Origin of the sequence: Marinobacter zhanjiangensis (genome assembly GCF_014651935.1) — a bacterium.
In the GTDB taxonomy this organism is placed as follows: Bacteria; Pseudomonadota; Gammaproteobacteria; order Pseudomonadales; family Oleiphilaceae; genus Marinobacter; species Marinobacter zhanjiangensis.
Map to the genome: position 1 here is coordinate 375,066 of NZ_BMXV01000004.1, position 26,553 is coordinate 401,618.

Here is a 26,553-nt window from a genome sequence, read left to right on the forward strand (position 1 = left end):
GACTCACCTTTTTTCGTTGGTTTGGAGCGCACGATAACGCTCGCCTGTGCTCGTTGTGGGTTGCTCAAGCAATTGATGCGACCCTGACCAGGGACTCGGCCTCCGTTTCCGGTTCATACAAATGGCAGGAAACCGCGTGCCCGTCCGTCGTTTCCCGCAGGGTTGGTGCAACCCGGGAGCAGACCTCGGTGGCATGCTTGCAGCGGGGATGGAACGGACAGCCGGAGGGTGGGTTCACCGGGCTGGGAACCTCCCCTTCGATGGACGGATCCACCTCCCGCCGGGATTCGGCCCGGGGGTCCGGGATGGGGATGGCCGACATCAGTGCCTGGGTATAGGGGTGTTGCGGGTTGGTATACAGGGCTTCACTGTCGGCCACTTCCACCACGTGCCCCAGGTACATCACCATGACCCGGTCGCAGATGTGCCTTACCACGGCGAGGTCGTGGGCGACGAACAGGTAGGTGAGCCCCAGTTCTTCCTGCAGGTCCTTCAGCAGATTGATGATCTGGGCCTGGATCGACACGTCCAGTGCCGATACGGGTTCGTCGCAGATGATCACATCCGGTTGTGCGGCCAGGGCCCTTGCAATACCGATGCGCTGCCGCTGGCCCCCGGAAAACTCATGGGGATAGCGTTCGCACATGTCCGGCAGCAGTCCCACCAGTTCCATTAGTCGCAGCACTTCCTGACGGTACGCCTTGCGGCCGGTGACCAGCTTGTGCACTTTCAGCGGCTCTCCGATGATATCCAGTACCCGCATGCGAGGGTCCAGCGCGCCGAACGGGTCCTGGTAGATCATCTGCATCCGCCGTCTCAGGGGGCGCAGAGCGCGGCCCTTGAGGTGTGTGATGTCCTCTCCGTCAATGTGTATCTCGCCATCCGTCACCGGTGTCATGCGAAGTACCGCCATGCCGGTGGTGGACTTGCCACAACCGCTTTCGCCCACCAGGCCCAGGGTTTCGCCCCGCTTCAGGTGAAAGCTGACACCGTCCACGGCCTTCACCGAGCCGCCGGAGCGGGGCCGCAGCAGGCTTCCCGGCAGCTTGAAATGAACCTTGAGATTGCGCACTTCCAGTAACGGTGTATCAGTCATCGACGTTCACCCAGCAAGCTTTCAGATGGTGGCCCTGGTAAGGCTCCAGGGGCGGGTCCTGTTGGCGGCACTGGTCCACGGCAAACGGACAGCGGGGATGGAAGGCACAGCCTGTCGGCAGGTTGCCGAGATCCGGCGGCTGGCCCTCAATAGGCAACAGGCGGGCCTTCTCCGAAGCGTCCAGGCGGGGCATGGAGTTGATCAGCCCCAGGGTGTAGGGGTGGCGAGGCTGCTCGAAGATTTCCCGGGCCGTGCCCGATTCCACGATCCGTCCGGCATACATGACATTGATGCGGTCGGCATAGCGCGCGACCACCCCCAGGTCGTGGGTAATCAGAATCATCGACGAGCCGTGCTGGCGGGTCAGGTCCTTGAGCAGCTCCAGGATTTGGGCCTGCACGGTCACATCCAGCGCGGTGGTGGGCTCATCGGCAATCAGCAAGCGTGGTTCGCAGGCCAGTGCCATGGCGATCATCACCCGCTGGCGCATGCCACCGGAGAACTGGTGGGGGTAGGCGTCCAGGCGGGTTTCCGGGTCGGGTATCCGCACCTGGCGTAACAGGTCCAGGCAGCGGGCCTCGATGTCCTCCTCCTTTACCTTGCGGTGAACCCGCATCGGCTCGGCCAGCTGCTGGCGTACCGTCAGCACCGGGTTCAGGGAGGTCATGGGTTCCTGGAAGATCATGGCGATTTCGTTGCCGCGAACATCCCTCAGTTCATCCTCGGACATGTCCAGCAGGTTGCGGCCGCCGAAAAACACGTCGCCATCGATGATCTCGCCCGGCGGGCTGGGAATCAGGCGCAGCAGGGACATGGCGGTCATGCTCTTGCCGGAACCGCTCTCTCCCACGATGGCCAGGGTCTCGCCCGGGTTCACCGAGAAAGAGATTCCGTCCACAGCCTTGACTTCCCGGCGTCCCTGGCGGAACACGGTGCGCAGGTGCTCAACCTGCAACAGACCGCCGACCGGGTCCTTCTGCATGGTTTCACCGGGGGTGTTTGCCGGCTGGTTGGCTACTGCATCTTTCATTGTGCTGTACCTCCGGTGGACTGCCTGGACGAAGGGCGATCCCGGCGCACCGCAGCTACATAGCGGCCCGAGCCAACCCCTTTCATGCGGGGATCGAGCATGTCCCGCAGGGCGTCACCGAACATGTTGATGCCGAACACCGCAACGGTCAGCGCCACGCCGGGCACAATGGCCAGCCACGGTGCCTGGAACATATAGCTGCGTCCGTCCAGGCTGAGCATGCCGCCCCAGCTGGGTGCGGGCGGGGGGATGCCCAGCCCCAGGAAGCTGAGACCGGATTCCGCCAGTATTACCGCCGCCAGCCGTGTGGTGAACAGCACGATAATGGGGGCCATCACGTTGGGCAGGATATGCATCACCAGTATTCGCAGGGTGGAGGCTCCCATGGACTGTGCGGCGTGGATGTAGATGTTCTGCTTCACGCTGAGTACCGAGCTGCGCACGATGCGCGAGCCGGAAATGCCGAACAGCAGACCCAGTATGAGAATGACCTGCCAGGTACCCGGCCCCAGGACCGAGACCGCCACAATCAGAATGATCAGGTCCGGGAAGCACATCCAGCCGTCCACCACTCGCTGGCTGGCCATGTCGAAACGGCCGCCGAAGTAACCGCTGGTAATGCCGATGACCGCTGAGATCACGATGGACAGGGAGGTGGCGGCAAAGGCGACGATTACCGACAGCTGCGCACCGTGGACAATACGCGTGAACAGGTCGCGCCCGAGCTGGTCCGTCCCCAGCCAGTATTCCGCCGACGGCGGCTTGAGGCGATCGATGGGGTTGATGGCGTTGTAGCCCTCGGGGGCAATGACGTCGGCGAAGACACCGGTGAGCAGCAGCACGATGCAGATGGCGGCGCCGAAGGCACCCATGGGCCGTTGCACGATGAGCCGGCCGATAAAGCCGAGCACCTTGTTGTCCCCCAGTCGCTCCCGCAGGGGTGGGGTTGTGGGGGGGCGGGTAGTCAAGGCAGCGGGGGCGGTTTCAGTCGTCATAGCGCACCTTCGGGTCCAGCAGTCCGTAACAGAGATCGACCAGCAGATTCACTACCATCACCATGACACCGGAAATCAGGAAGATGCCGGTGATGATCGGATAATCCCGGTTGCTCACGGAGTCCAGCAGCAGTTGACCGATGCCCGGTAGCCGGAAGATCTGTTCGATGATCACGGTGCCGCCGAACAGGATGGGCACCAGAATGCCCACCAGGGTGATTACCGGAATCATGGCGTTCTTGACGGCATGGCGCAGCACTACCTTGCGTTCCCGCAGCCCCTTGGCCCAGGCGGTGCGGATGTAGTCCTGGCGCAGCACTTCCAGCATCATGGTGCGGGTCATCCGCATCACCACTGCCGACAGGGAGGCGCCGAGAATCAGGCTGGGCACCAGGAATACCTTGAGGTTTTCAATGGGGTCACTGAAGAAGGGTTCGATGGTATTGGGCGGTGACCAGCCCCACCACATGGCCGGAAGGATCACCACCATGGTCCCCAGCCAGAAATTGGGGACCGCCAGGGCAACGATGGAAAAGCTTCGCCCCAGGTTATCTCCCAGCGTTTCCTGGCGTATTGCCGAGTACACACCGACCGGTATGGCAATGACCAGGGCAATGAGCAGCGAAAGCACACCGAGTTCAACGGTGACCGGCAGGCGATCGGCGATTTCCTGATTGACCGAGGTATTGCGCCAGAGGGACTCGCCAAGATCACCGTGCAGCACGATGTCGCCGAGCCAGTTGACGTACTGGATGTAGATCGGGTCGTCCAGCCCCAGGGCCTTTTCCAGATCGGCACGGGTATCGTGGCTACTGGCGGAGTAGTCGTTCTCGCTGAGCATGAGATCGAGCACGTCCCCCGGTACCAGGCGGACCACACTGAACACCAGCACACTGGCAATCAGCAGGGTGGGGATCAGCGCCAGCACACGCTTCAGAAGGTAGGATCCCATAAGCGGTCTCTGTTTTGTTGTTATCGTTATTGTCCGGCTTCCGGAAAAGCCGGGCCGTCGCAGGCACCTTTTTGTTATTCAGGGGGCGGTGCCTGTCTGGAACGTTGACCCTTTCAGGTATAGCAGTAGAACTTTTTGTTGGAAAGTTCCATCGCCGAAAAAATCATCAGAATGTTTCAGGGCAAACGGCAGGAAGCAGCTGACGGGCGCAGAGCCCTCGTCATACGGATCATCCTGTGTATAATGATAAGCGTTTACATTAAGCTTGAATTTTTCTCAGGGATGTTTGATCCCGGCGAATGACAACATGGATGACCGATGACCATTCCTGCTCTGGCTCCCCTGTTTGTTGGCGACTTTGAGTATTACCGGAATATGCTGGTGATAAAGGGCGAAGATCGGCGCTCGGGTATACCGGTGCGAGACCTGATATCACCCGAAGGCCTGGCATGGCTGCTTGCCGAATACCGCCGCTTCCAGCCCGGTGATGACGACCGGGCCTTGCTTTCACTGTGGTCACGGTACTATTTCGTCAAGCTGACCGTGCCCGTGGCCGCGGCCAACCTGGTTCTGGGCCATGAGCTGCCGGTGTCGCTGGACCGGATTGAGGTCATCCTCGACGAAAATGGTCTGCCCGAGGCTTTTCGTCTGCCGGATGCGGGCAGGCCTTTCGCGACGCCTCCCGGTGGGCCCTATGATCGTTTCCGGGAGCTGCTGGACCACAACTTCGAGCCTCTGATCGAGGCCTGGAGTCGGCAGGTGAAAGTGTCACGGCGGGTATTGTGGAATAACGCTGCCAACTACTTTGAGTGGCTGATCAGCACCATGAGCGCAGGGGGCGTTCCCGACGCCCTGCTGGAAGACGGTCGCCAGCTCATTGCGCTGGAAAAGCGCCCGGATGGCCGCCCCAACCCCATGGCCAGTCCGGTGCGGTATGTGGAACGGGGCGAAAGCTGTGAACCGCACCGGCAAAGGCGCCACTGCTGTATCCGCTACCGGTTGCCGGATCTGCCCCTGTGCCGGAACTGTCCCCACCTGGACCGGCCACCCAAAGGGGCGCTGCTTCCCGACGAGGCCTGAATCCGCTGTGTCACACTACCGCAATACGGCCACCGTGATTGTGGGGGTGGGGCAGGATCGACATGGGAATGCCGTAGATGTCTTCCAGGGTGTCCCGGTTCATCAGCTGCTCCGGGGCGCCCTCGGTCAGCAATCGACCACTGTGGAGCGCCACCAGGTGGTCGCAGTAGGCGGCGGCCATATTGATGTCGTGCAACACCACTACCACACCCATGTTCAGCTCCTTGCCCAGCTTGCGTACCAGCGACAGCACTTCCACCTGGTGGGCAACATCCAGCGCCGAGGTGGGTTCGTCCAGCAGCAGGAAGCGGGCATTCTGCGCCAGTAGCATGGCTAGCCAGACTCGCTGGCGCTCGCCACCGGACAGTTCGTCCACGCCGCGGTTGGCAAAGGCTTCGGTATCGGTGAGTGCCATGGCCTTTTCCACCTGTTGCTGGTCCTCCCAGGAAAAACGGCCCAGGGCCCCGTGCCACGGATAGCGGCCGAAACTGATCAGCTCCATGGCGGTGAGCCCGTCGGTGGCCGGGGGTTGCTGCGGCAGGTAGGCGATCTGCCGGGCCAGGGGGCGATCGCCCCAGCGGTGCAGGTCCTTGTCTTCCAGGATGATGCGCCCGGCGGATGGCGTCAGCTGTCGTGCCAGCAGTTTCAGCAGCGTCGATTTGCCCGACCCGTTATGGCCGATCAGACCCACCACCTGACCGTGGTCGATGGTGAGGTCGATGGGGTGCAGCAGGGTTTTTGCCGGCAACCGGTAACTGACGGCGTCCAGTCGGAACATGATGTCGGCTCGCTCTGTGAAAGGTCAGATACTAATTCAAATGTAAATGCGTATCAATAACTGATGGTTCAGGGGAGCCACCGCGCCCGTCAGCGGGGCGCTGGCATCCGCGCCATCCGGATCAGGAAGTAACCACCGCCGATCAGGGTCGCCACCAGTCCGGCGGGCAATTCGTAGGGATATACCAGGGTGCGTGCCAGCCAGTCGGCCCAGAGCATCAGCAGGCTGCCGATCACGAAGGCGGCAAGCAGTTGTGGCAGGGCCCTCTGATAGCCCAGCAACCGGGCCAGATGCGGAGCCATCAGGCCAACAAAAGACAGGGGCCCGACCACCAGCGTGGCGGCCGCGGTCATCAGCGCTGCCAGCAACAGGAGCGCCAGGCGTGCCGGCGCCAGCGGTAAACCCAGGGAACGGGCGGCGGTCTCGCCCAGGGGCAGAAGATCCAGCCAGCGGGTCGCCAGCAGGGCCAGCAACGCCAGCACCGGCGTCACCACAGCCAGAGCCAGTGCGTCGGTCTGGCCGGACAGCCAGGTGGAGCCCGCCAGCCAGTTCAGCAGCGCCACCGCCTGGGCATCGCCCATGGCCAGTACCATGCGGATGCCGGCGTCCAGCAGGGCAGACAGGGCAATACCGCCCAGCAGCAGTCGCTGGGGTGAAAAGCCGCTGCGCCGGCTCAGTAGCAACAGCCCCAGCAGCACCAGGGTACCACCGAGCCCGCCGGCCATAATCTGCAGGATGCGGCTGCCAGTGCCGATGGTCAGCACCAGCAGCACCATGCCCATGGCGGCACCGGTGCTGATGCCCAGCAGTTCCGGGCTGGCCATGGGGTTACGGGTCAGCCGTTGTACGATCACGCCGGCCCCGGCCAGCAAACCACCGGCCATCAGTGCCGTGGTCATGCGAGGCAGGCGCATGGCCAGCAGGGCCGTCTCGCCGTTGAGTGGTGTCCAGCGCCAGCCTTCCCAGGTGGGGCCGAGGGACAGGGTGATGGCCAGGCTGCCCAGTCCGACCAGGCCCAGTAACAGCATGCCGGAGACCGGGAACCCGCGCCGGGCCGGGGCCATGGCCGTGGGCCCGGACGGTGGCGTGGATATGGTCCGGTTGCGGGTCAGCACCCACAGCAGCACGGGCCCGCCAATCAGGGCGGTGGCAGCCCCGGTGGGAAACAGCAGATGCCCGAAGGCCAGGGTCAGTTGCTGGGCCATGCCGTCGGCCACCAGACACAGCAGGGCACCGGTCAGGGCGCTGGCCAGCAGTCGCTGGCGGAGGGTGCGCGCCCCCAGCAGGCGGACCAGGGCCGGTGCCGCCAGGCCGATAAAGCCCACCACGCCCACATGACTGACCGTCAGCGCCGTCAGATAGACCGCCAGTACCAGCGCCAGGGCCCGGGTGATGCCCGGCGACAGTCCCAGGGAACGAACGCCTTCCGTGCCAAGGTCCAGGGCCTGCAGCGGGCGCCAGAGTGCCAGTATCAGCGCCCCGGCCACCAGCAGGCGCGGCAACAGCGCCAGGGTGCTGCGCCAGTCGTTCTGGCTGAGCTCGCCGGCGCCCCAGATGAACAGCCCCGCCAGTTGCTCCTGGTTGAACAGCAGGATGACAGTGTTGATAGCCCCCAGGTAGAGGCTGACAATCAGGCCGCACAGGGTCAGGGTCAGCGGGTCAAACCCGCGGCGGGCTCCCATCAGCAGCACCAGGCCGAGGGCGGCAAGTCCGCCGGCCATGGCCCAGGCCGTTCGCCACACCAGCAGGGAAGGGGCGAGCAGCATCACCAATCCCAGCACCAGCTGGGCCCCGGCAGCGACCCCCAGGGTGGTGGGCGCGGCCAACGGGTTACGCAGTACCTGCTGGACCAGGGTGCCGGCAAACCCGAGGGCGGCCCCGGTCAGCAGGGCCACGGTCAGCCTTGGCAACAGGGTGAAATGCAGCACCGCTTGCTCGAAGCTGGCGGATGCGGACAGTATCAGGGCGCCCGGCAGGCGGGCCAGGTTGTCGGGGCTGGTGGCGGGCGACAGCAGCAATCCCGTCGCCAGCAGAGCCATTGTCAGTAATGCCAGACGTCGTCCGGTGGTTTGTCGCAACGGGGCAAGGCTCATGGTTGAACCTCCGTATCGACGGCAATCAGCTGATCGGCCAGCATACGTGCCATACGCGGAACGCTGACGACACCACCGAAGGTCCATACCGGCCCCACGCCGGAAATGCGACCGCTACGGGCCATGGGAAGGTACGGCCAGAGGCCGCTGGCCCGCAGGCGCTCCCGGTCTGCTTCCGGCCATGGCCGTATGTAGATCAGCCAGGCATCCGGGTGCCCGCCCAGATCGGCAAGGGTGCCCGGGGTAAATCCCCATAGGTTGGTGGACCGGTTCCAGGCGTTGTCGAGCCCGGCCTGCTCCAGGGCCTGGTTGAGCATGGAGTTGTCGCCGTGGATGCGCACCCGGCGGTCGTCCAGAAAACGAACGATAAACGCTGGCTGGCCCGTCAGGCCGGCTTCCGAGAGCTGCTGCCGGGTGTCGGCAAGGTCCTGTCGGGCCTGCGCAATCACGGCCCGTGCGCGATCTTCCCGGTCCAGCACCCGCCCCAGGGTGATCAGGTGCTCGCGGGCCCTGTCCCAGGGGTCTGAGCCAGTATCGTAGGTGGTTTGCACCAGTGTGGGGGCGATGGTTTGCAGAGCGGGCACCGCCGCCATCAGGTGCCCGGAGACCAGAATCAGGTCCGGCTCCAGGGCGCGGATGGCTTCCAGGTTGGGGGCCTGGCGACGACCCACGGACTTTACCGACTGCGGCAGCGGCGGTTCCGCGACCCACTCCCGGTAGCCGTCGGTGTCAGCCGCGCCCACCGGGGTCACCCCCAGCGCCAGCAGGTGTTCCGCCAGCCACCAGTTCAGCACCACGATCCGTTGCGGCGTGTTCTCAATACGCAGTTCGCCGGCATCATGGGTGACCACGGTGCCGGCACTGGCGGTGAAGCTGAGCAATAGCATCAAAAGGGCCCGCAATGCGGGCCCCGGACAACTGCCTGTCAGCATGCCATCAGTAATCCACGGAGTAGGTCAGGATGTAGGTGCGACCCTGGCCCTTATAATCGAACATTTCCTCCGGGCCGTAGGCGGGAGAGTAGAAGATGACGGAACGCTGTCCCCAAACGGTGGAGTAATCCTCGTTGAAAAGGTTGCTGATACCCAGGGACACCTGGCCAAGTGGCAGCTTCCGGTTCCCGATCAGGTCAAAGGTGGTTCTTCCTTTCAGTTCGTTTCCATCTTCATCCTCTACGTCAATCAGGTGTGTACCCTGGAAACGAATCTGATTGTAGTTGTTGTGCCAGTCGACGTAGCCGGTCACCTTGGGCATGCTGGCATCGGTCACGCTGGCTTTCTCCCAGTCACCGTCAACTTTCACCTCACCCCGGGTGAGGTGGGTGGTACCGCCCACGGTCCAGTTATCGGCAGGACGGAAAGCAGCACTGGCTTCAAGGCCGTAGTTGCGGGTCTTGTTGTCCTTGACCACTACGGAAAGGTTTTCAGTGGCCACTTCCTTGTCCGACCAGGCGTAGTACAAGGCGACCTGTGCATCCCATTTGGCCTTGCCCGTTCTCCAGCCCAGCTCTACCTGCTCGGTTTTTACCTGTTGTAAAGGTGAACCATCAATCGAGATGCCATTATCCAGTAGGGCCTGCCCCCCGGAAACTGTGTAATCTCCCTGACCGTACCACTTCGCCGGGTCAGGAAGGGTGGAGCCCTGGCTGTAGTTGGCCCACACTTGCTGGCTCTGGTCCAGTTTGTAAACGGCGCCAAGGTTCACCAGGAACTCTTCGTAGGTTTCCTCACCACCGGGAATCGCCTCGGCCGACGAAATCATGCCCTGGGAAACCCTCACCTGATAGGCGTTGTCCACGAAGTCGCCGATTTCTGTGTCGACCACTTCATAACGAAGTCCGCCGCTCAGTTTAAGGGCATCAGTCACCTGATGTTCAACTTGTAGGAAAGGCGCGAGCGTGTCGATATCCGTGTCGGGGTAGCGTCCCACAACGTCTGTCTTGTCGGCGGCCAGGCCACCTGTATCGGCGGCCCGTGCCAGATCAAACAGCATCTGATCGGCTTCGAAACGTTCCCGGGAATAGTCGACACCGTAACTCAGGTTCCAGTTCGTAAGCTCTTTGGTCATGAGGAGCTTGATGCCGGAGAGGGCAGTTTCCTGCTGGGATGCTGAGTAATAGGAGCCGGGTAGAAGGCCGCCACTGCCATCTGCCCTGACATAAGGGAACGGATGAAAGTTGAGTTCTTCGCCCCGGGTATACGCCTGGGCGTAGAAGGTGTGACCGAGCACATCGTAAGCCTGATAGTTCAGGCTGACCTGATAGCGTTCTGTCGCCGGCTCCTGGTCAAAATTGACACCGTCCCGGATATCGAAGCTGTCGGGGTCGACTCCGGTAAAGGCGTCAAAGTCCTCGCCAAAATAGAGTCCTGTGTCGCCGTTATAACGGGAGTCATAGTATTGAGCGGTGACATCCAGGCGTTGATTGTCGTCAAGCCAGATGCCCAGGTTGCCGAGCACATCGATTGAGCGGTTGTACTGGAGATCGGTCTGGGTGACATCAGGCTTGACCTGATTGCCATCGGTATCGAAGGTGCCTCCATTTTCCGCATAGGCTATCCCGAGTCGTCCCTGGATCTGGTCGTTGCCACCGCTAACGGACTGGGCCAGCTGATAGGACAGGTCATCGCTGTCGTTGAATCCCGAGGAGGCGCCCGCCATGGAACTGAAGCGGGTCTCACCTGCCTCGCCTTTTTTGGTGATGATATTGATGATGCCACCGGTGGCGCCGCCTCCGTAGAGGGCTGTGGCGCCAGAGAGCACCTCGATTCGAGCTATATTGAAAGGGTCGATGGAATCGAACTGGCGACTAACTGACCTTGAGGAGTTCAGGGAGACTCCGTCAATCATGACCAGGGCTTTGCGGCCACGCATATTTTGGCCATAGTTTGTTCGCCCCTGTGGTCCGGCATCCAGCCCTGGTACAAGTTCACCGAGAATTTGCTTCAAGGTTTTTCCGCTACTCGCTTGAGTCGAGATGTCCTCTTCATCGACTACCCACACGGTACCCGGAACTTCACTGATCTGGGTCGGTGCCCGGCTGCCGACCACCACAAGTTCATCCAGTGACTGTGAGGCGGAGTGTGCAGACAGTGGGGCTGCGAGCGCCAGTGACAGCAGGGTCCGCGGGACAAGCGGAACAATCTTTCGGACGGTCATCAGTAATTCTCCCTATGTAAATAAAGCGCAAGTGTAAACGATTATCAGATAGATTCAATTCCTGCGTGCGCCTTTTTGTGGGGAATGTCCCGTATTACCGGGTTCTCTCTGGTTCCCCTGCTGTCCCAGCGGACCGGCACTGCGTCCTCGCCGACCGGGTACTGCTCCCTGCCGAGCAGGTGGTTGACGATAACGGCGGAGCGCCAGCTGGTGAGGCTGAGCTGGGAGTCGGCGATGCCGTGGCTGAAACGGCCCTGGTTGACGGCATAGATGGACCGGTCGGCGGGGCCATCCCAATCCAGGTTGAAGGCCCGGTGCAGGTGGGGGCGACCGGTGCTGTCCAGGCGAAGCTTCGGTTTGATGGGGGTCAGGCAGTCGGGAAGACCATGTTCGAACCCGGTGCACAGCAACAGCTGGTCCGCCCGGAATTCCTCGAACTGGTCGTCCAGCCGGTTGCGGGTGAGCAGGCTCATGGGCGCGTTGTCTGTCACCGCATAAAGGGATCGCCCGGGCAGCAGCTCTGGCTCAGGTCGCCCGGGGTGTTCCAGGGGATGCTCGTACAAACGCTGGTAGAGCGCTTGCAGCGTATCCGGAGAAATGCCGTCCGACGCCAGTTTCTGGTAGTGCACCAGGTCCCGGCGACGCTGTTCGGGCAGACCCTGGAACGTGTCCACGTATTGTGGCGAAAAATAGAGATTGGTGAAGGGTGTTTCGTCGAGGGGTTCGAAATTGGGGCGACGGGAGAACCAGCGGATGCTGGCGGGCTGACCCCAGAGGCCGTCGAGCAGGCCCAACATGACCTCGGCGCCCGACTGGCCGCCACCGATGACCGCCACATGCTTACCGCTGAAGTCTCTGGCCCGGTCCATCAGATGGATGCAGTGCAGGCTGCGCTCGGGGGCCAGCGCCTCACAGGCCGGCGGAATATGGGGGCGGATGCCGGTGCCGATGCACAGATTACGGCTGTAGACAGGATCTGATCCGTGCCGGAAATCGAGCCGGAAGAGGCCATCCTCGAAGCATACCGACTCCACGCCATGCCCGAACTGAAGGCTGGGCAGGCGGCTGGCCACCCAGCTCAGATAGTCGGCAAATTCGCGGCGGCTTATGGCTGTTCTTTCCGCGCTGAGGAAGGCATAAAAGCGCCGCCGCTGAACCAGGTAGTTCAGGAAGCTGTGGGGGTTGCAGGGGTCGGCGCCTGTCACCAGGTCCTTGAGACAGGAAGTCTGCAGACGGGCGCCCGGCAGTTGCATGCCAGGGTGCCAGTCGAAGCCCGGTTTGCTGTCGAAGAAGGCGGCTTTCACCGTCGGGTGCTGGTCCAGCAGGGCCGCCACGCTCAGGTTGAAGGGGCCAATGCCGATGCCGGCCAGGTCGAGGATGTCCTTACTCATGGCAGATCTCCATGGTGTGATGATTTCGTGGGTGAAGGGGGTTGGGCAGATCCGGGCCCAGGGTCGGGGTGGGGCGGGATGCGTCGTCGCCATAGCCGATCCGGAAGCGCACCCTGTTAAGGCATACCCGTGCCATGGCAGGAGACAACAGGTCGAACTGTGCAAAACGGGTCGCCAGTTGTGGGTGCTCCCGCTGGTATTGTTGCAGCCGGTCGTGGAGCAACCGGTAGAAGTCCCGCTCCGGATAGCCGAGATGGTCCTCCAGCAGCGGCGACAGGAAGCGCAAGCCGGTGACCAGGTGTCCGGTGTAAAGGTCGTGCAACAGATGGGCTGGTGGCAGGCGTGGTAGTGCCAGGGTCAGTGACTCCGGAACACCGGCCCGGCCGGGCAGGTCGCCTTCCACCAGCCGCAGATCGCCGTGAAAGTCCTTGAGCACCACCCGTTCCGGCCGGAAGTGGCGGAAAATCACGCCCAGGTTCTGGCCATGGGCCACCAGGCCGATGCCGTAACAACACAGCAGGTGGTACAGCGGCAGGGTGACCCGGTCAAACAGTCGTGTCAGCCAGTCTTCCACGGACCAGCCGGAGCGGCGGATGATTTCTGCGACCAATGGTGTGCCGGCGGCATCGGTCTGCATCAGCACTGCGAAGATCCAGCCCTGTTCTCCCGCCGCCGGCTTGCTGGCCAGACTTTCCCGCCACACGGCGCCGAGCATTTCCCGGTATCGGTAGGGCGTGCCGTCCACCTGCTGCTGGTGGGGCTGGGGCAGGTGTACGCCGCCAAGTTCCTGCTGCACCGTCAGGCCGGTCGCGGACAGGAACGGGTCGGTGCTGGCGGTGGCTGACAACCACCGGGACAGCGCCGGCGCCAGGGCCATGGGTTCCGGCGGAATACCCCGGTAACAGGAGGTGTTCAGTATGGTCAGCGAGAGTTTCAGGTCACAGGCTGTGGGCTCGTCCACATTCGACAGGGTGCGGATCGACTGCTGAGGAAGGTAGCGGCTGCCTCGCGAGCCCAGGTCGACCAGATTGCCAGCCTGTAGCATGGCCGCATATTGTGGCTGGATATGATGCTGCCATTGCCAGGGGTGTACCGGCACCAGTTGCCAGTCGCCGGAATCCAGCCATGGGGCCAGTTCCTGGCGCTCGCTGGCGGTAAGGCACTGTTCCGGAGTGGGCTGGCCAAAAACCCTCAGCCCGGTGGCGCGGTGGGCGGCCAGCCAGCGTGGCACCACCGGCTGTCCGGCTTCCGGGCTGTAGCGGTGAAGGTCGTCCATACCCCAGCCCAGGCGTCCCCGGTTGGCCAGTACCTTCGGATGACCATCCAGCAGCGCTTCCAGCCGGGCCGGCGGCAGGTCGAGCAGTTGTGAGGCCGTCTGGTTCGCCAGGTTCTGTTGTCGCAGCAGGTCACCGGCCAGGGTGTTATTTAGCTCCTCGATAAAGTTACCGAGAGTAATGTCGCTCATTGCGAGTGCCTCGCGGCAGTCCAGTACAAGCTGGATGGCATCACTGACGGGATAGCCGTCACGCAGAATGGGGTGCGGGCGTATCCAGAGGAAATCCCAGGGTGTTCTCCGGGCCCTGAACCGGTAGCGATGCTGGCCGGTGTCGAGTTCATACTGATCCCCGTACACCCGGCGGGGTGAGATGATCCCCTCATAGGCGCATTCGGCCAGCGTGCGGGCCATCAGCCGGTGATTGACGGTCTGCCAGTGGTTGGCGTTTTCCATCATGGTCCTTCCTGTCGGTCAGAGTCGGGCGTCGGCGAAGAAACGATGACGGGAATTGCTCAGCAGGGCGGCCCGTTTGTGCGGAAAGTCGAACTCACCATGGTGTTGCCAGGTTGTGCTCTGCAGGTAGCGCAACATGCCCCGGTTGTCCGCCCTCGGTTCGCCCCACAGGCGTTGGGTTCGGGGTTCGCTCAGGAACAGGAAGTGGCTGAGGGTGTTGAGCCAGAGATTTGTCTGCCTGTTGCCCAGAAACTTCCTTTCGCCCACCAGCACATGCATGCCCTGGTCGAAGGGGCCTGCCTCGCAATAGGGCCCCAGCCGGTCTTCCGGCACGTAGTAGGTCTCGAAGTAGCCCACGGCCTCGCCGTCGGCCTCCAGGATGAGGGGCAGGGAGTGGGGGTCGGCCCGGCGATCATCGAGCATGGCGTCGAGGCGCTTCCGGCTCCAGGGATACTCCCAGAACCTCGCGGCCCGCGGGTCGTTCTGCCAGCGATGAAAGCGTTCCCCGTCTTTTTCCACGGTCGCCTGGCGAAGCGTGAGGGTCTTGCCCAGGGCAGGGGAGAAACGGCGATACAGGATCTGGTCTCCGGTCACCGGTCGCCTGGGGTGTTGAATGTCTCCGGTCTGTTCGGTCACTTCAGGCAATACCGGCCACAACGCCGGATCCAGCCAGTGTTCGCGAACCTGGTAGAAGGCCGGTCGTGATATGGCGCTGCGGTCAGCTCCGTTGACCCAGGCGGGGTGGCTGGTATGGAAAGCCTCCCGGGCGCTGCCGTAAAGGTCTATCTGTCGGGTGCCCAGTTCATGGAACAGCGTATCCAGCACACGGTGGCTGTTCTGTGCGTCCAGTGCCGGTCCCTCCCAGTCCAGAAGACACTCGCTGCCGGAGGAGGTGTGACGTCGGGCCTGCCAGCTGCTGGTGTCCAGGGAAATCCGCAGTTGCTGTTGGTCCGATGAGAGTGTCAGCTCAATGGGCGATAGGCGTGTCATGATGTTTGCTGTCCTTGTGTGTCATGGTCTGTTCAATCACCAGTGGGTTGGGCATGGGGTGATAGATGGATTCGAGGTCCGTGAGGGTGTTTTCGTTCAGGGCCCGCAGGGAACAAAGGAAGTTGTTCTTGGCATACAGCTGCGGGCTGGTCTGCAGGTAGTCGAGGGCGCTGGTGTCCGCCGGGCCTTCTGCACGTTGCTGCTGTAGCCATTGCTTCAGCTGGTGCCAGAGCTGGTCTTCCGTGCAAAGGTCAGCGGCCGCCAGGGCGGTGATGACATTGAAGGTGCTGTTGATGAACAGGTAGTAGCAGAACAGCCGCACGCCGAGGCCGTCCGGCAATTCGTTTTCGCCCGCCCGTACCGATGCCGCCAGATCCGGCCCGAACCGGTGGTGAGCCAGTGAGGAGAAACCGGTGCCCTGGCAATCCCGGAACCAGGCAGCCACGGGCCGGAACTGCCTGTCCAGGCGCAGAATCAGGTTCTGCTGATGGGCACCGAACAGCAGGCCCAGGTTGCCCTGCGCGTCCAGCAGGGGTTTGACGGCCAGATCCAGGTAGCCGCGGAACCAGGCTACGGCGTCCGCTTCACTGGCGTTTCGAGCCCGCAGGCAGCTACCCAGACGGGAAAGTCCGGTTGCAGGGTCGTCCTGCAGCAGCGAGGCCAGCAGCTCGCAAGCCTCGTCCGTCTTGTTCCGGAAGGGGTTGTGCCGGAACACCAGTGTGGTTTCCGGCAGTGGCTGGCCCTGGTTGTCGCAGATCACGGTGGTAACCGGCTCGTTGAGGATCCGGAAGCGGGGGTGGCGGTCCAGCCACTGGCGGGCGGGTGCAGTGTCCAGAAGATCGGCAAGCCCCGGTCCCCTTACCGCCTCCTGAGGCTGCAGGTGCCGAACGGAATTGGTGAGGCGGACAGAGAGCGAAAACTTCAGCATCCAGTCCTGATCATCGGCCCAGATTGCCCGTAACGACGACGTGGCATACCACCGGCTGGTGCCCATGCCCAGGCTGTGCAGCCGGCCTTTCGATTGCAATTCCTGCAGGGCCGGCAGTGCCTGCCAGTGCCGGTGCTGGAAGGGGTGGCAGGGAATGATCGTATGTCCGGCCGAGGCAGCGGCGTAAGCGGCCTGGCGCAATGGTGCCGGTTCATGTTCCAGCAGTGATTCGACAACCCCGGCCAGTGATGCCTGCGCCGAGTCATGACAACGCAGCTGATGACGATCCACGCTGTACCAGATCAGCGGAAACCGTGCGCTGTATTCCGGGGCAAAGGCCCTGGCTTCGTCGTCACTCATGTTACCCCGGTCCTTCGGGCAGGGGTGGATGGAGTGACCGTTAACCAGGGCCTGTTCGGACTCGATAAAGCTTTGCGGCGAGGGCCCGGGTGCAGGGCAGTGCTGTGCGCGGTGCGCAAGGACCCGGCGGAGGTTGTCGTCACTCTGTTCTACCCGGTGAAGAAAGCCCTGCCGGGTCCCGGGCGACGACTGGTTACGAAGTTCAGGCAGTGCCAGGGTCCATCGTACGGCTTCCGAAAAACCGATGGGTTCGGGCCCGCTGCCACGTTCCAGCCAAAGCTCCGGGCCCAGCAGGTGTCGGCCACCCAGGCTCCGGAAGCGGCAGGGTATCAGCAGCCTCTCCCCGGTGCCGGTATGGGTGATGGAAAAGTGCCGGCACCGGGGGTGCCAGGGCCAGGGGCCAGTCTCCCGCAGCAGGGCATTGAAGTAGGCATTCAGGGAGGGGGTTACGGATTCCCGGGATAGCGTCATAACCATGTCCTTGTCCGATCGCTTTGCGAAGGACTGTAATTTAAATCATAATGATTCGCAATACAGATTAAGACAAGGCGGAGCAGAGCAGGCGATGGAGATGATGATTCGGGGAAAGGAAGCCTGGGGCCCGGTGCTGATGATGGGCGTATTGCAGTCGGCACTGGTGGCCTGCCTGCCATGGCTGATCGACCGGACCGGGCTTTCTGCGGGTACCTGGTCGCTGATTCTGTCTGCCGGCATGATACCGGTGCTTCTGGGGGCGCCTCTGTGGGGGCGAGTGGTGGACCGGCGGGGGGCCGGTTCCGTGTCCGGCCAGGCCTCGATGATGGTGCTGGCAGGTTTCGGGCTATTGCTGCTGGTTCTGGCAGCGGGTCTGCAGGGCGAGCTTGCGGTGGCTTGTCTGCTGGTGGCGCGGCTGGCCCACGGGGTGGGCGCGGGTGGTGTTTTCCCGGCGGCGCAGCGGCTGGCGGTAGCGAATACCGGACCGGAAGAGTGGGGCTACCGGCTGTCCCGCCTGCAGATGGCCGTGCACACCGGTCGTCTTGCCGGCCCGGCCCTGGTTGTCATGGCCGCGTGGCTGGAAATGATGACGGTACTGGTGCTGGCCGGCGCACTGGCCGTATTGCTGGTGCTCGGTGGCGCCCGATCCCGGGCCCAAGCACCGGTGGACGCGACACCGGGCAGGGCCGGTTCCGGGGCTGATGGTCGCCCGAGCTGGCTGGCGGGCTGGCCTTTCTACCTGATGGCTCTGCTGCTCACGGGCTGGGTGGGCGCGGTGCAATTCGTGCTGGGGCCCACCCTTACCGCAATGGCGGGGGTGTCGTCGGAAATGGGCTCCTCACTGACGGCCGCAGCGCTGGTGCTGGCGTCCCTCGTCGGACTCGTATTCGGGCCGATGGTTCATGCATGGGCACGGGGCAACGTCATCCTCGTGGCGATCTGGGGCAGTTCCCTGCTGGTGGCGGGGCTGGTGCTGGCGCGCGCACAAAGCCTGCCCGCCGTTTATAGCGGAATTGCAGCGCTGGCCTTTGGCGCCGCAGTGCTGACACCCTGGTATGGCAGCCTGCTGCGGCAGTGTCATCCGGATGCCCAGGGCGAAGTTGCCGGCAGGCTGGCGAGTACACATACGCTGGGTTATATCATCGGAACGCTGACCGGAGGCTGGTTACTGGAGGTCAGCCCGGAACGCCCCATGACATTCTTTGTGCTGCTGGTGCCAGTGCTGGGCCTGCTGGCAGCCCGTGCACGGGCGCTTACCCGCAGAGATCGTACAGCCGGCCAATCAGCACCGGCACGGCAGTTTCCACCCGCAGTATCCGGGGCCCCAGGTGAACGGACTGACAACCCGCCTCCTCCAGCTTCTCAACCTCGTAGGGAATAAAACCTCCCTCCGGTCCGATGCACAGGGTGGCTGGTCGTTGCAGATGTACGGGGCAGGGAGTGGATGTTCCCGGGTGAGCCACCAGCCCCGGGCGGTCGCGAAGCAGGGCGGGCAGCTCATCTTCCACGAAGGGTTTGAAGCGCTGGCGGATGTGCACCTGTGGCATGCGGGTATCCATGGCCTGCTCCAGTCCCAGGGTCAGGTTTTCCCGCAGGTGCCCGGGCTGCAGCGAGGGTGTCTGCCAGAAACTCTTTTCCACCTTGTAACTGTTGATCAGCCAGATGTCCTTGACGCCCAGGGCGGCGACGGTCTGAAGCACACGGCGGAACATCTTGGGGCGTGGCATGGCGAGGATCAGTGTCAGGGGTAGAGGGGGTGGCGGCGACTGGTCAAGTTCCAGCCGCAGTTCCGCGCTGGTGTCAGTCAGGCAGGTGACGGTACCGGTGCCCATGGGGCCATCTTCCACGCCAACCGGCAGTGTGTCGCCCTCGCCGGCCCGCAGCACGTCAACCAGGTGGTCACGGCGACGGCCGGTCAGTCTGGCGCGGTGGTCGTCCAGCAGATCCTGTTCCGACAGCAGCGCCAGGTTCATACGTCGTCGTCGGGGTAACCGTCATCCGGGCGGTGGCGCACGGCGAGGTAGCCGAACAGTACGCCGATCTCGAACAGCAGCCACATGGGCACGGCCAGCAGGGTCTGGGAAATCAGGTCCGGCGGGGTCAGAATCATGCCGATCACGAAACAGCCAACGACCACGTAGGGCCGCTTGGCCGACAGTTCCTGGGGTGTGGTGGCGCCGGACAGGATCATCAGGATGGTGGCAATGGGAATCTCGAAGGCAACGCCAAAGGCAAAGAACATCTTGAGCACAAAGTTGAGATAGCTGGTGATGTCCGGCAGCTCGACAATGCCTTCAGGGCCGACGGCGGTGAAAAAGCCGAATACCAGGGGAAAGACCACGTAGTAGGCGAAAATGGCGCCCAGATAGAACAGCAGTATCGACGAGAACAGCAGCGGAAAGGCCAGTTTCTTCTCGTGGGCGTAGAGCCCGGGGGCGATGAAGCTCCAGAGCTGGTAAAGGATGACCGGTATGGCAATGAATACCGAAAGCACCAGTGCCAGCTTCATGGGCGCGAAGAAGGTAGCGGTGATATCGGTGGCAATCATCGACTGACCCACCGGCAGCAGTTCCATCAGTGGCCCGGCCATGATCAGGTAGAGTTCGTTGCGGAACGGGAACAGAACTGCAAAACACACCAGCACCGCCAGCACCATCTTCAAAAGGCGGTTGCGGAGCTCCAGCAGATGCTCGATCAGGGGCATTTCCTGCTGCTCAGGGGGTAGTCTGCCCGGGGAGGCTGAACTCATGAATGGCGTTCCGGTTTATCCTTTGGCGTCTCCGGGTCTCCGGAGTCGGTGGGTTCTTCAGCGGGATCTGTATGACTGCCCTTGCGGATCATGGCGTGAGGGTCGTAGCCCGGCTTTTCCGGTGGCTCCCAGTCCCTGAGCTGCTGACGGTTGTCACCCTCACCGCTGTCATCCTGCTGCTGGCTGCCCTCGTGCGGCGGCTCACCCGGGGGTTGCGGTTCGTCCTGCTGCGATTCCGGCTGTTTTTCCTTTTCGCCGGCGACGCGGCGGGTGGCCGGCGCGGGTCTGGGTTTGCGGGTGTCCTTGTCGGACAGGATCATGTCTTCGTACTGCTTGGCCTCATCCAGCGCGCCCTTTACCGTTTTTTCCACGTCGTCCAGCCCGATATCCCCGGCCTTGCGTAATTCTTTCCGCAATTCATCAGCCTTGAGCTCGCGGTCCAGTTCAGATGTGAACTGGGTGACCATACGGCGGGCACCGCCCACCCAGCGACCAGCGGTCCGGGCCGCCGCGGGCAGGCGTTCCGGACCCAGGATCAGAAGGGCGATGACAGCACAGATCACCAGCTCAATAAAGCCGATATCGAACATGCAGGCGCGACTCAGCTATGGGTTTTTTCTTCGGTTTTTTTCTCGGCGCCGGATTCCTGGGCCGTGGTCTTCTCCTGCTCTTCGAGGGAGTCGTCGGCCTTGTCCTGCGGGCTTTCGTCGTCGCCCATGGACTTCTTGAATCCGCGGATTGCACCACCGAGGTCGGTGCCGATATGACGCAGCTTCTTGGTTCCGAACAGCAGGATAACAATGCCCAGAACGATCAGAAGTTGCCAGATGCTAATGCCCATGTTTCAGAACCTCTTTGGTTAACTTGCCTGATGTTATTGTACGCCAACCCCGGCACTAACCGAACACCCCGCAAGGGGAGGTTGCAGACTCCCGGAATGGGTAGCCCCGCTGCCCGGTTATTTCTAGCGGGCTGCTTTTTCGTCCAGCCCCGACAGGTCGAAGCGCCGACCCAATTCCTCAAGAATATCATCCGGTCCAAGACCAAACCGTGACAGCATGACCAGAGTGTGGAACCAGAGGTCAGCGGTTTCATAGATCACCTCGTCGGTCTTGCCGGAACGCTCGGCATCCTTGGCGGCAATCAGTGTTTCGGTGCATTCCTCGCCTACCTTTTCCAGGATCTTGTTCAGACCCTTTGCGTGCAGGCTGGCCACGTAGGAGCTGTCCGGGTCGGCGGCCTTGCGGGCCTCCAGCACGGTCGACAGTTGCGTCAGTACATCACTCATGGCGGTGGCCTCCGTTTCCGTAAATGGCGTCCGGGTCTTTCAGTACCGGGTCTTTCGTGACCCAGCGGCCGTCTTCCAGTACCCGGTAGAAGCAGCTGCGACGGCCCGTGTGACAGGCAATGCCGCCGCGCTGCTCTACCTTCAGCAGGACCACGTCGTCATCGCAGTCGATGCGGATTTCCTTCACTCGCTGTTCGTGGCCGGAGCTCTCGCCCTTGCGCCAAAGCTTGCCCCGGGAGCGGGACCAGTAGATGGCCTGCTGTTCCCGTGCGGTCAGCGCCAGTGATTCGCGGTTCATCCACGCCATCATCAGGATGTCGCCGGTGTCGGCGTCCTGGGCGATGGCGGGTACCAGGCCGTCGGCGTTCCAGCGAACGCTGTCGAGCCAGTCGGTGCCGGTTACGGTATCGGTTGAATCTTGCATATTCATGACACAGTTCGGTTGCGCTGTTTAATGGTTAAAAGGCTTGGCCACCAGCCAGGTGGCGCCGGCCAGCATGGCCCAGCCATGCCAGGGCATGTCCCGGGCCATGGGAACGAGCTCGCCCTGCAGACCCAGCCAGGCGCCTGCAATCAGGGCGGCGGCCAGCACCAGCCGGCGCCAGCGGCGGTCGGCCCGGCGCTCCCCGGCTTTGATCGCTGCCAGTGTATCCTGTTTTGTCGTGCCCTGGCTGCCGGAATTGCGCAGCCGCACCAGAGTGTCGTGCACCAGTTGGGGCATTTCCGGCGACTGCTCGATCCACGCAGGCAGCCGCGACTGCAGGGTCTGGAACAGGCCGCTGGGGCCGATGCGCCGTTTCATCCAGCTCTCCAGATAGGGCTGCGCCGTGCTCCAGAGGTCCAGGTCCGGGTAGAGCTGGCGGCCGAGGCCTTCCACGTTAAGCAGGGTTTTCTGCAGCAGCACCAGCTGGGGCTGCACTTCCATATTGAACCGCCGGGCGGTCTGGAACAGTCGCAGCAGGAAGTGGCCAAAAGAGATTTCTTTCAGCGGACGCTCGAAAATGGGCTCGCAGACGGTACGAATGGCCGCCTCGAACTCGTTGACCCGGGTTTCCGGGGGTACCCAGCCGGACTGGATGTGCAGTTCCGCCACCTGGCGGTAGTCGCGGCGGAAGAAGGCCAGCAGGTTGCGGGCCAGGTAGCTGAGGTCGTCCTGTGCCAGGGTGCCGACAATGCCGAAATCAATGGCAATGTAGCGGGGGTCGGCGGGGTTGGTGGCATCCACAAAGATGTTGCCCGGATGCATGTCGGCGTGGAAGAAACTGTCACGGAACACCTGGGTGAAGAAGATTTCCACGCCCTTCTCCGCCAGTACCTTCATGTCCACGCCGGCGGCCCGCAGGGCGTCCACATCGGCGATGGGTATGCCACTGACCCGCTCCATCACCAGCACCCGCTTGCTGGTGTGGTCCCAGTCGATAGTGGGAATATAGATCAGTGACGAGCCTTCGAAATTGCGGCGCAGCTGGCTGGCATTGGCGGCTTCCCGCTGCATGTCCAGCTCGTCGTGGATGGTGTTGTCGTAATCCTCAACCACCTCCACCGGCCGCAGGCGCCGACCCTCGGACCAGTATTTTTCCAGCAACCGGGCCATGAAATACATCAGGGTCAGATCCTGATGGATGACCCGCTCGATACCCGGGCGGATGACCTTCACCACCACCCGCCGGCCATCGGGCATGGTGGCGGCGTGTACCTGGGCCACGGAGGCCGAGGCCATGGGGTCGCGCCCGAATTCGGCGAACACCTCATCCACCGGTTGCCCCAGGGATTCTTCGATGATGCTCCGGGCGAGGTCACTGGAGAAGGGCGGTACATCGTCCTGCAGCCGGCGCAGGGACTCGGCCATGTCGTCCGGCAGCAGGTCCCGCCGGGTGGAAAGAATCTGGCCGAACTTGACGAACACCGGCCCCAGCTCTTCCAGGGCCAGCCGCAGACGATTACCGCGATCGAGACTGCCCTTGGGGAACAGGTGCCAGGGAGCAAACAGGAAAAACAGCTTCAGGGGGGCGGGCAGTTCGGCAATGGGCAGGAACAGGTCCAGCCGGTACTTGCAGAATACCCAGGAAATGCGAAACAGGCGTTGCAGTCGGGTCACGGCGTCTCCGTCCCGGACTGGCCGGAGGTCGGGGCGGCGTCGCTTTCCAGGCGGTCGACCCGGGCCGCCAGGCGCTCGGTGCGCAGGCTGAGCTGGTCGATCTCCTCGAACGTGGGCTCCAGCTCCCGCTTGCCCGGCAGGGTACCGGTTTCCTCGTGGATGTACTCCTCCAGGCTGGCGGTGACCGACGCCACGGCCTGGCGGCTCCAGCTTACCGCGCCACGGATGCGCTGGCCGATAAAGTGGGCCGGGATATCGCCGGTGTAACGGGCCAGGGCGGCCTCCCAGTCCGGATCCAGCCGCGCCAGAGCCTGCTGGAACTGGTGGGCCAGGGCGGTATCACCTTCCACGCTCAGGCGACCGTCGGCAATGGCCTGGTTGTCACCGATCGCCAGCGCCGCCAGCGCCAGGGGGCGGCCACGGATCACCAGCGCCGGATGGTCCGGGCGAATGCCGGCAACGCTCACGCCGCGGCGGGTGCCCTGCAGGCAAATTGTCATGTCGACCGGTTCGCTGACCTCGAAGCACACCGGACCGGTCAGGGCCTTCAGCAGGTCGCGGCGGCCCGGTGGGTCCAGCTCCAGAGCCCGGTTCAGCGCCAGCTCCAGGGTCCCGGTGATGGCGGCGTGCAGGGTGGGAATCCGTGACATCAGGGCTTGGTCCCCACATGCAGGGCCACGATGCCGCCGGTCATGTTGTAGTAGCGGCAGTTGACCAGGCCAGCGGTTTCCATCATGCCGCGGAGCGTCTCCTGGTCCGGATGCATGCGAATGGATTCGGCCAGGTAGCGGTAGCTCTCCGCATCCCCGGCGAACAGCTGGCCCATCAGCGGCAGGGCCCGGAACGAATAGGTGTCGTAGGCTTTGCTCAGCAGCGGATTGGTGGGCTTTGAGAACTCCAGCACCATGACCTTGCCGCCGGGCTTCAGTACCCGGGTCATGTCCCGCAGGGCCTGATCCTTGTCGGTGACGTTGCGCAGACCGAAGGCAATGCTGACGGCGTTGAACGAGTTATCCGGGAACGGCAGGTGCTCGGCATCGGCCTGCACGTACTCGATGTTGCCGGCGTAGCCCCGGTCGATCAGGCGGTCACGACCTACCTGCAGCATGGAGGCATTGATATCCGCCAGCACCACCTTGCCGTTGGTGCCCACCAGGTCCGAGAACTTCATGGTCAGATCGCCGGTGCCACCGGCAATGTCCAGCACCTGGTGGCCGGGGCGAACGCCGCTGAGCTCGATGGTGAAACGCTTCCACAAGCGGTGAATGCCCATGGACATCAGGTCGTTCATCAGGTCGTACTTGCTGGCCACGGAATGGAAGACCTCGGCCACCTGGCCGGCCTTCTGGTTTTTCGGAACCTTGCGAAAGCCAAAGTCGGTGGTGTCGTCCTGGGCGGGGCCGTTCTGATGTGAGGCCGGGGCTGACTGCTGTTCGCTCATGAGGTGTCCTGTGGCATTCGGCATCGGGGTGCTGGGCGGCGACCTGCAGACGCTTGAACCGGTCTGCTCGGTGCTGTAAATGCCCCTATTCTAGGGAACCGCCGGGCAAGTCTAAAGTTTTTTACCAGGGAATTAACCAGACGGGATGCTGGCCTGTTGTCGCCGGCGTCAATAAACTGGGCACAAATCAACTGTCAGAAGGTAGCCATTCATGTCATCCATCGACGTTCGTCGGAGCCATTCACTGGACCGGGAGCACGCCCGCGCCGCGGCCGAGACACTGGCAGAGGACCTGTCGGAAAAATTTGATGTGCAGTATGAATGGGACGGCGACCTGCTTCGCTTCCACCGCTCAGGGGTCAAGGGGCATCTGGACATTTCCCCCAGTGAACTGCACGTCCATCTGGAACTCGGCATGATGCTGAGACCGTTCAAGGGGCGCATCGAGGAAGAAATTCACAACCAGCTGGATACCATCATCGTCTGATGTCAGTTTGCCGCCCCGGCCAGCCCGGGGTCGGCACTGCCTTCCGGGTCGTCCAGCGGGGGGATCAGTGACGGGTCGTCCAGGGCCAGGAAATGACTGGGGGAGTCGGTTTCCCGAATGGTCATGGTGGCGCAGGCCCGGGCGCTCTCCACCATGGCGGACTTGTCGAGTATGTGGTCGGTGCCGGGAATCAGGAAGATGCCGTGGCTGACATTGTCGTAGATGTCAGTGGGCGTCTTCTCCATCCATTCCAGTACGTCTTCCAGGTTTCGGACGATGGTGAGCTGGTCCCGGGTAGATGAAAACAGCTTGTTGAGCAGCGTTTTCTTGCGCGCATTCATGCGCCCGAAGAAGGTTTGACCATAAACAGAAGACGGCGCACTGTTGATCAGGCGGATCAGCCAGGGCCACATGCCGTGGCTGACCGGTTCCAGCATGATGGTTACCAGGGCATGGGTGCGCCCCTGGGGCAGGGCCGGAGCCTCCAGCAGCAGCTCCACATCGCGGAACAGCTCCGGGCGCCGGCGTGCCGCCTCAAGGGCGACCGCGCCGCCACGGGAATGCCCGTGAACCCGCACGTGCTCCGATGAAGGCAGAATTTCCAGCGCCTGGATCAGCAGTTCCGCATCATAGCCGATGGTACCTGCGAGCTCGTCAATCGGAGACTGCCACTCGGCATCTTCCGGCGTCACGCCGTTAACCGGAATGTGGTAGTTGCTGCACGTGAGCAGGATCAGTTCGGTGCCGGGGTCGTCGTACAGCTGCGTGAAATAGCAGTGGTTTGCCAGGTAGCCATGAACACCGATAACGGTATGACGGGCTTCGCCACTGTGATTGCGTACTGACACCGCGCCCTGGCCAATGCGATACACCTGTCCCGAGAACATCTCCGAGTAGGCGATGTCGATAGGCTTGATCAGTTTGCGTATATGGCTTGCTTTCATGGCCACCTCCGGAGCCTGAATGACTAGTGTCCCGTCTGGTTGATTCGTTGACCTACTGCGCGACGCTGGGGCCTCTGACCAAGGCGCCAGTCCGCCGGTGTGGTGGTTCCACATCAAGGGCTGGCAACACCGGCCAGAGGCCCCAGCGTCGCGCCCTTCGGGAGCCACTGAGAGCCTTGATAGCTGTGTTGCGCTGACTCGATTTGGAACCACCAAACCTTCGCCACCGCGCCTTGCTCTCAAGGCTCTCAGTGGCTCAGTAGATCAAGGAATCAACCAGACGGGACACTAGCCCTTCATTCGAGTATACGATTACTTGCCTGTCGTGGCGCAATAGCGATCGGCATTATTAATGAGAGTGGAGCAGGTTTCCCGCCTCTGTCACAATGCCGGATCGGTATTTTGAGACCTGATAAGCCTCTGAGTGACGCTTATCATGACTGACTTCAAAAACTCCAGAATCACATTGATCAGGAAATCCGGGATCCGACACT

Annotated in this window: 23 protein-coding genes and 2 pseudogenes; 3 read left to right on the forward strand and 22 right to left on the reverse strand. The window is 62.6% G+C overall.

What is annotated here, in order from left to right; all coding sequences use genetic code 11:
* Window positions 1-64: 64 nt before the first annotated feature.
* The 4 genes from IE079_RS10755 to IE079_RS10770 are packed head-to-tail and all read right to left on the reverse strand — an operon-like array spanning window position 65 to window position 4,073.
* A complete protein-coding gene (locus IE079_RS10755; RefSeq protein ID WP_189576228.1) occupies window positions 65-1,096 on the reverse strand; it encodes an ABC transporter ATP-binding protein in 1,032 nt (343 codons plus the stop codon).
* A complete protein-coding gene (locus IE079_RS10760) occupies window positions 1,089-2,126 on the reverse strand; it encodes an ABC transporter ATP-binding protein (RefSeq protein WP_227712444.1) in 1,038 nt (345 codons plus the stop codon). Before IE079_RS10760 ends, IE079_RS10755 begins: the two co-directional genes overlap by 8 nt.
* Entirely contained in the window at window positions 2,123-3,121 is a 999-nt protein-coding gene (locus tag IE079_RS10765) for an ABC transporter permease (RefSeq protein ID WP_189576229.1), read from the reverse strand. Before IE079_RS10765 ends, IE079_RS10760 begins: the two co-directional genes overlap by 4 nt.
* Window positions 3,111-4,073, reverse strand: coding sequence for an ABC transporter permease (locus IE079_RS10770; RefSeq protein WP_189576231.1), 963 nt, complete (start codon window positions 4,071-4,073; stop codon window positions 3,111-3,113). The genes IE079_RS10765 and IE079_RS10770 overlap by 11 nt, the downstream gene beginning before the upstream one ends.
* Window positions 4,074-4,391: 318 nt before the next feature.
* On the opposite strand from IE079_RS10770, the gene fhuF reads away from it, so the two are divergent.
* Entirely contained in the window at window positions 4,392-5,153 is a 762-nt protein-coding gene (gene fhuF, locus IE079_RS10775; protein ID WP_189576233.1) for a siderophore-iron reductase FhuF, read from the forward strand.
* A 10-nt stretch (window positions 5,154-5,163) separates the two neighbouring features.
* Here the strand turns inward: fhuF and IE079_RS10780 are convergent, their stop codons facing one another.
* The 8 genes from IE079_RS10780 to IE079_RS10815 form a co-directional block, all read right to left on the reverse strand.
* Window positions 5,164-5,931 (reverse strand): ATP-binding cassette domain-containing protein, encoded by a 768-nt coding sequence (locus IE079_RS10780; protein WP_189576235.1) that lies wholly within the window; start codon window positions 5,929-5,931, stop codon window positions 5,164-5,166.
* An 89-nt stretch (window positions 5,932-6,020) separates the two neighbouring features.
* Window positions 6,021-8,024, reverse strand: a complete 2,004-nt coding sequence (gene fhuB, locus IE079_RS10785) for a Fe(3+)-hydroxamate ABC transporter permease FhuB (RefSeq protein WP_189576237.1) — start codon at window positions 8,022-8,024, stop codon at window positions 6,021-6,023.
* Window positions 8,021-8,956, reverse strand: a complete 936-nt coding sequence (locus IE079_RS10790) for an ABC transporter substrate-binding protein (protein WP_189576239.1) — start codon at window positions 8,954-8,956, stop codon at window positions 8,021-8,023. The genes fhuB and IE079_RS10790 overlap by 4 nt, the downstream gene beginning before the upstream one ends.
* A gap of 4 nt (window positions 8,957-8,960) precedes the next feature.
* Window positions 8,961-11,180 (reverse strand): TonB-dependent receptor, encoded by a 2,220-nt coding sequence (locus tag IE079_RS10795; protein ID WP_189576241.1) that lies wholly within the window; start codon window positions 11,178-11,180, stop codon window positions 8,961-8,963.
* Window positions 11,181-11,224: 44 nt separating this feature from the next.
* Window positions 11,225-12,571 (reverse strand): lysine N(6)-hydroxylase/L-ornithine N(5)-oxygenase family protein, encoded by a 1,347-nt coding sequence (locus IE079_RS10800; RefSeq protein WP_189576243.1) that lies wholly within the window; start codon window positions 12,569-12,571, stop codon window positions 11,225-11,227.
* The gene (locus IE079_RS10805; RefSeq protein ID WP_189576245.1) at window positions 12,564-14,303 is read right to left on the reverse strand and encodes an IucA/IucC family protein; all 1,740 of its coding nucleotides are present in this window, start codon (window positions 14,301-14,303) and stop codon (window positions 12,564-12,566) included. The genes IE079_RS10800 and IE079_RS10805 overlap by 8 nt, the downstream gene beginning before the upstream one ends.
* A 15-nt stretch (window positions 14,304-14,318) precedes the next feature.
* Complete coding sequence (locus tag IE079_RS10810) at window positions 14,319-15,290, reverse strand: GNAT family N-acetyltransferase (RefSeq protein WP_189576247.1); 972 nt, start codon at window positions 15,288-15,290, stop codon at window positions 14,319-14,321.
* Window positions 15,268-17,049 (reverse strand): IucA/IucC family protein, encoded by a 1,782-nt coding sequence (locus IE079_RS10815; RefSeq protein WP_189576249.1) that lies wholly within the window; start codon window positions 17,047-17,049, stop codon window positions 15,268-15,270. Before IE079_RS10815 ends, IE079_RS10810 begins: the two co-directional genes overlap by 23 nt.
* Window positions 17,050-17,191: 142 nt before the next feature.
* On the opposite strand from IE079_RS10815, the pseudogene IE079_RS18835 reads away from it, so the two are divergent.
* Window positions 17,192-17,950, forward strand: a pseudogene (locus tag IE079_RS18835) (MFS transporter); the annotation flags it as partial.
* Between the two features lie 355 nt (window positions 17,951-18,305).
* Here IE079_RS18835 and IE079_RS10820 read toward each other — a convergent pair.
* From IE079_RS10820 to ubiE, 9 genes and pseudogenes are all read right to left on the reverse strand, one after another.
* On the reverse strand, window positions 18,306-19,025 hold the full coding sequence (locus IE079_RS10820) for a 16S rRNA (uracil(1498)-N(3))-methyltransferase (protein WP_189576251.1): 720 nt from the start codon (window positions 19,023-19,025) through the stop codon (window positions 18,306-18,308).
* Window positions 19,022-19,801, reverse strand: coding sequence for a twin-arginine translocase subunit TatC (gene tatC, locus IE079_RS10825; protein WP_189576253.1), 780 nt, complete (start codon window positions 19,799-19,801; stop codon window positions 19,022-19,024). Before tatC ends, IE079_RS10820 begins: the two co-directional genes overlap by 4 nt.
* A gap of 314 nt (window positions 19,802-20,115) precedes the next feature.
* A pseudogene (gene tatB / locus IE079_RS19015) lies at window positions 20,116-20,391 on the reverse strand (Sec-independent protein translocase protein TatB); the annotation flags it as partial.
* Between the two features lie 11 nt (window positions 20,392-20,402).
* Window positions 20,403-20,642, reverse strand: a complete 240-nt coding sequence (tatA, locus tag IE079_RS10835) for a twin-arginine translocase TatA/TatE family subunit (protein ID WP_189576257.1) — start codon at window positions 20,640-20,642, stop codon at window positions 20,403-20,405.
* Between the two features lie 123 nt (window positions 20,643-20,765).
* The gene (locus IE079_RS10840; RefSeq protein WP_189576259.1) at window positions 20,766-21,089 is read right to left on the reverse strand and encodes a phosphoribosyl-ATP diphosphatase; all 324 of its coding nucleotides are present in this window, start codon (window positions 21,087-21,089) and stop codon (window positions 20,766-20,768) included.
* Window positions 21,082-21,513, reverse strand: coding sequence for a phosphoribosyl-AMP cyclohydrolase (hisI, locus tag IE079_RS10845; protein ID WP_189576261.1), 432 nt, complete (start codon window positions 21,511-21,513; stop codon window positions 21,082-21,084). The genes IE079_RS10840 and hisI overlap by 8 nt, the downstream gene beginning before the upstream one ends.
* 27 nt (window positions 21,514-21,540) lie before the next feature.
* Window positions 21,541-23,187: a ubiquinone biosynthesis regulatory protein kinase UbiB gene (ubiB, locus tag IE079_RS10850; protein ID WP_189576263.1), complete on the reverse strand. Its 1,647-nt coding sequence runs from the start codon at window positions 23,185-23,187 to the stop codon at window positions 21,541-21,543.
* Entirely contained in the window at window positions 23,184-23,837 is a 654-nt protein-coding gene (locus IE079_RS10855) for a ubiquinone biosynthesis accessory factor UbiJ (RefSeq protein ID WP_189576265.1), read from the reverse strand. Before IE079_RS10855 ends, ubiB begins: the two co-directional genes overlap by 4 nt.
* A complete protein-coding gene (ubiE, locus tag IE079_RS10860; protein WP_189576267.1) occupies window positions 23,837-24,628 on the reverse strand; it encodes a bifunctional demethylmenaquinone methyltransferase/2-methoxy-6-polyprenyl-1,4-benzoquinol methylase UbiE in 792 nt (263 codons plus the stop codon). Before ubiE ends, IE079_RS10855 begins: the two co-directional genes overlap by 1 nt.
* Window positions 24,629-24,839: 211 nt before the next feature.
* Here ubiE and IE079_RS10865 point away from each other — a divergent pair, with 211 nt between their 5' ends.
* Entirely contained in the window at window positions 24,840-25,115 is a 276-nt protein-coding gene (locus tag IE079_RS10865) for a polyhydroxyalkanoic acid system family protein (protein ID WP_189576269.1), read from the forward strand.
* A gap of 2 nt (window positions 25,116-25,117) precedes the next feature.
* On the opposite strand, the gene IE079_RS10870 is transcribed toward IE079_RS10865, so the two are convergent.
* Window positions 25,118-26,059: an alpha/beta fold hydrolase gene (locus IE079_RS10870; protein WP_189576271.1), complete on the reverse strand. Its 942-nt coding sequence runs from the start codon at window positions 26,057-26,059 to the stop codon at window positions 25,118-25,120.
* Window positions 26,060-26,553: the final 494 nt, after the last annotated feature.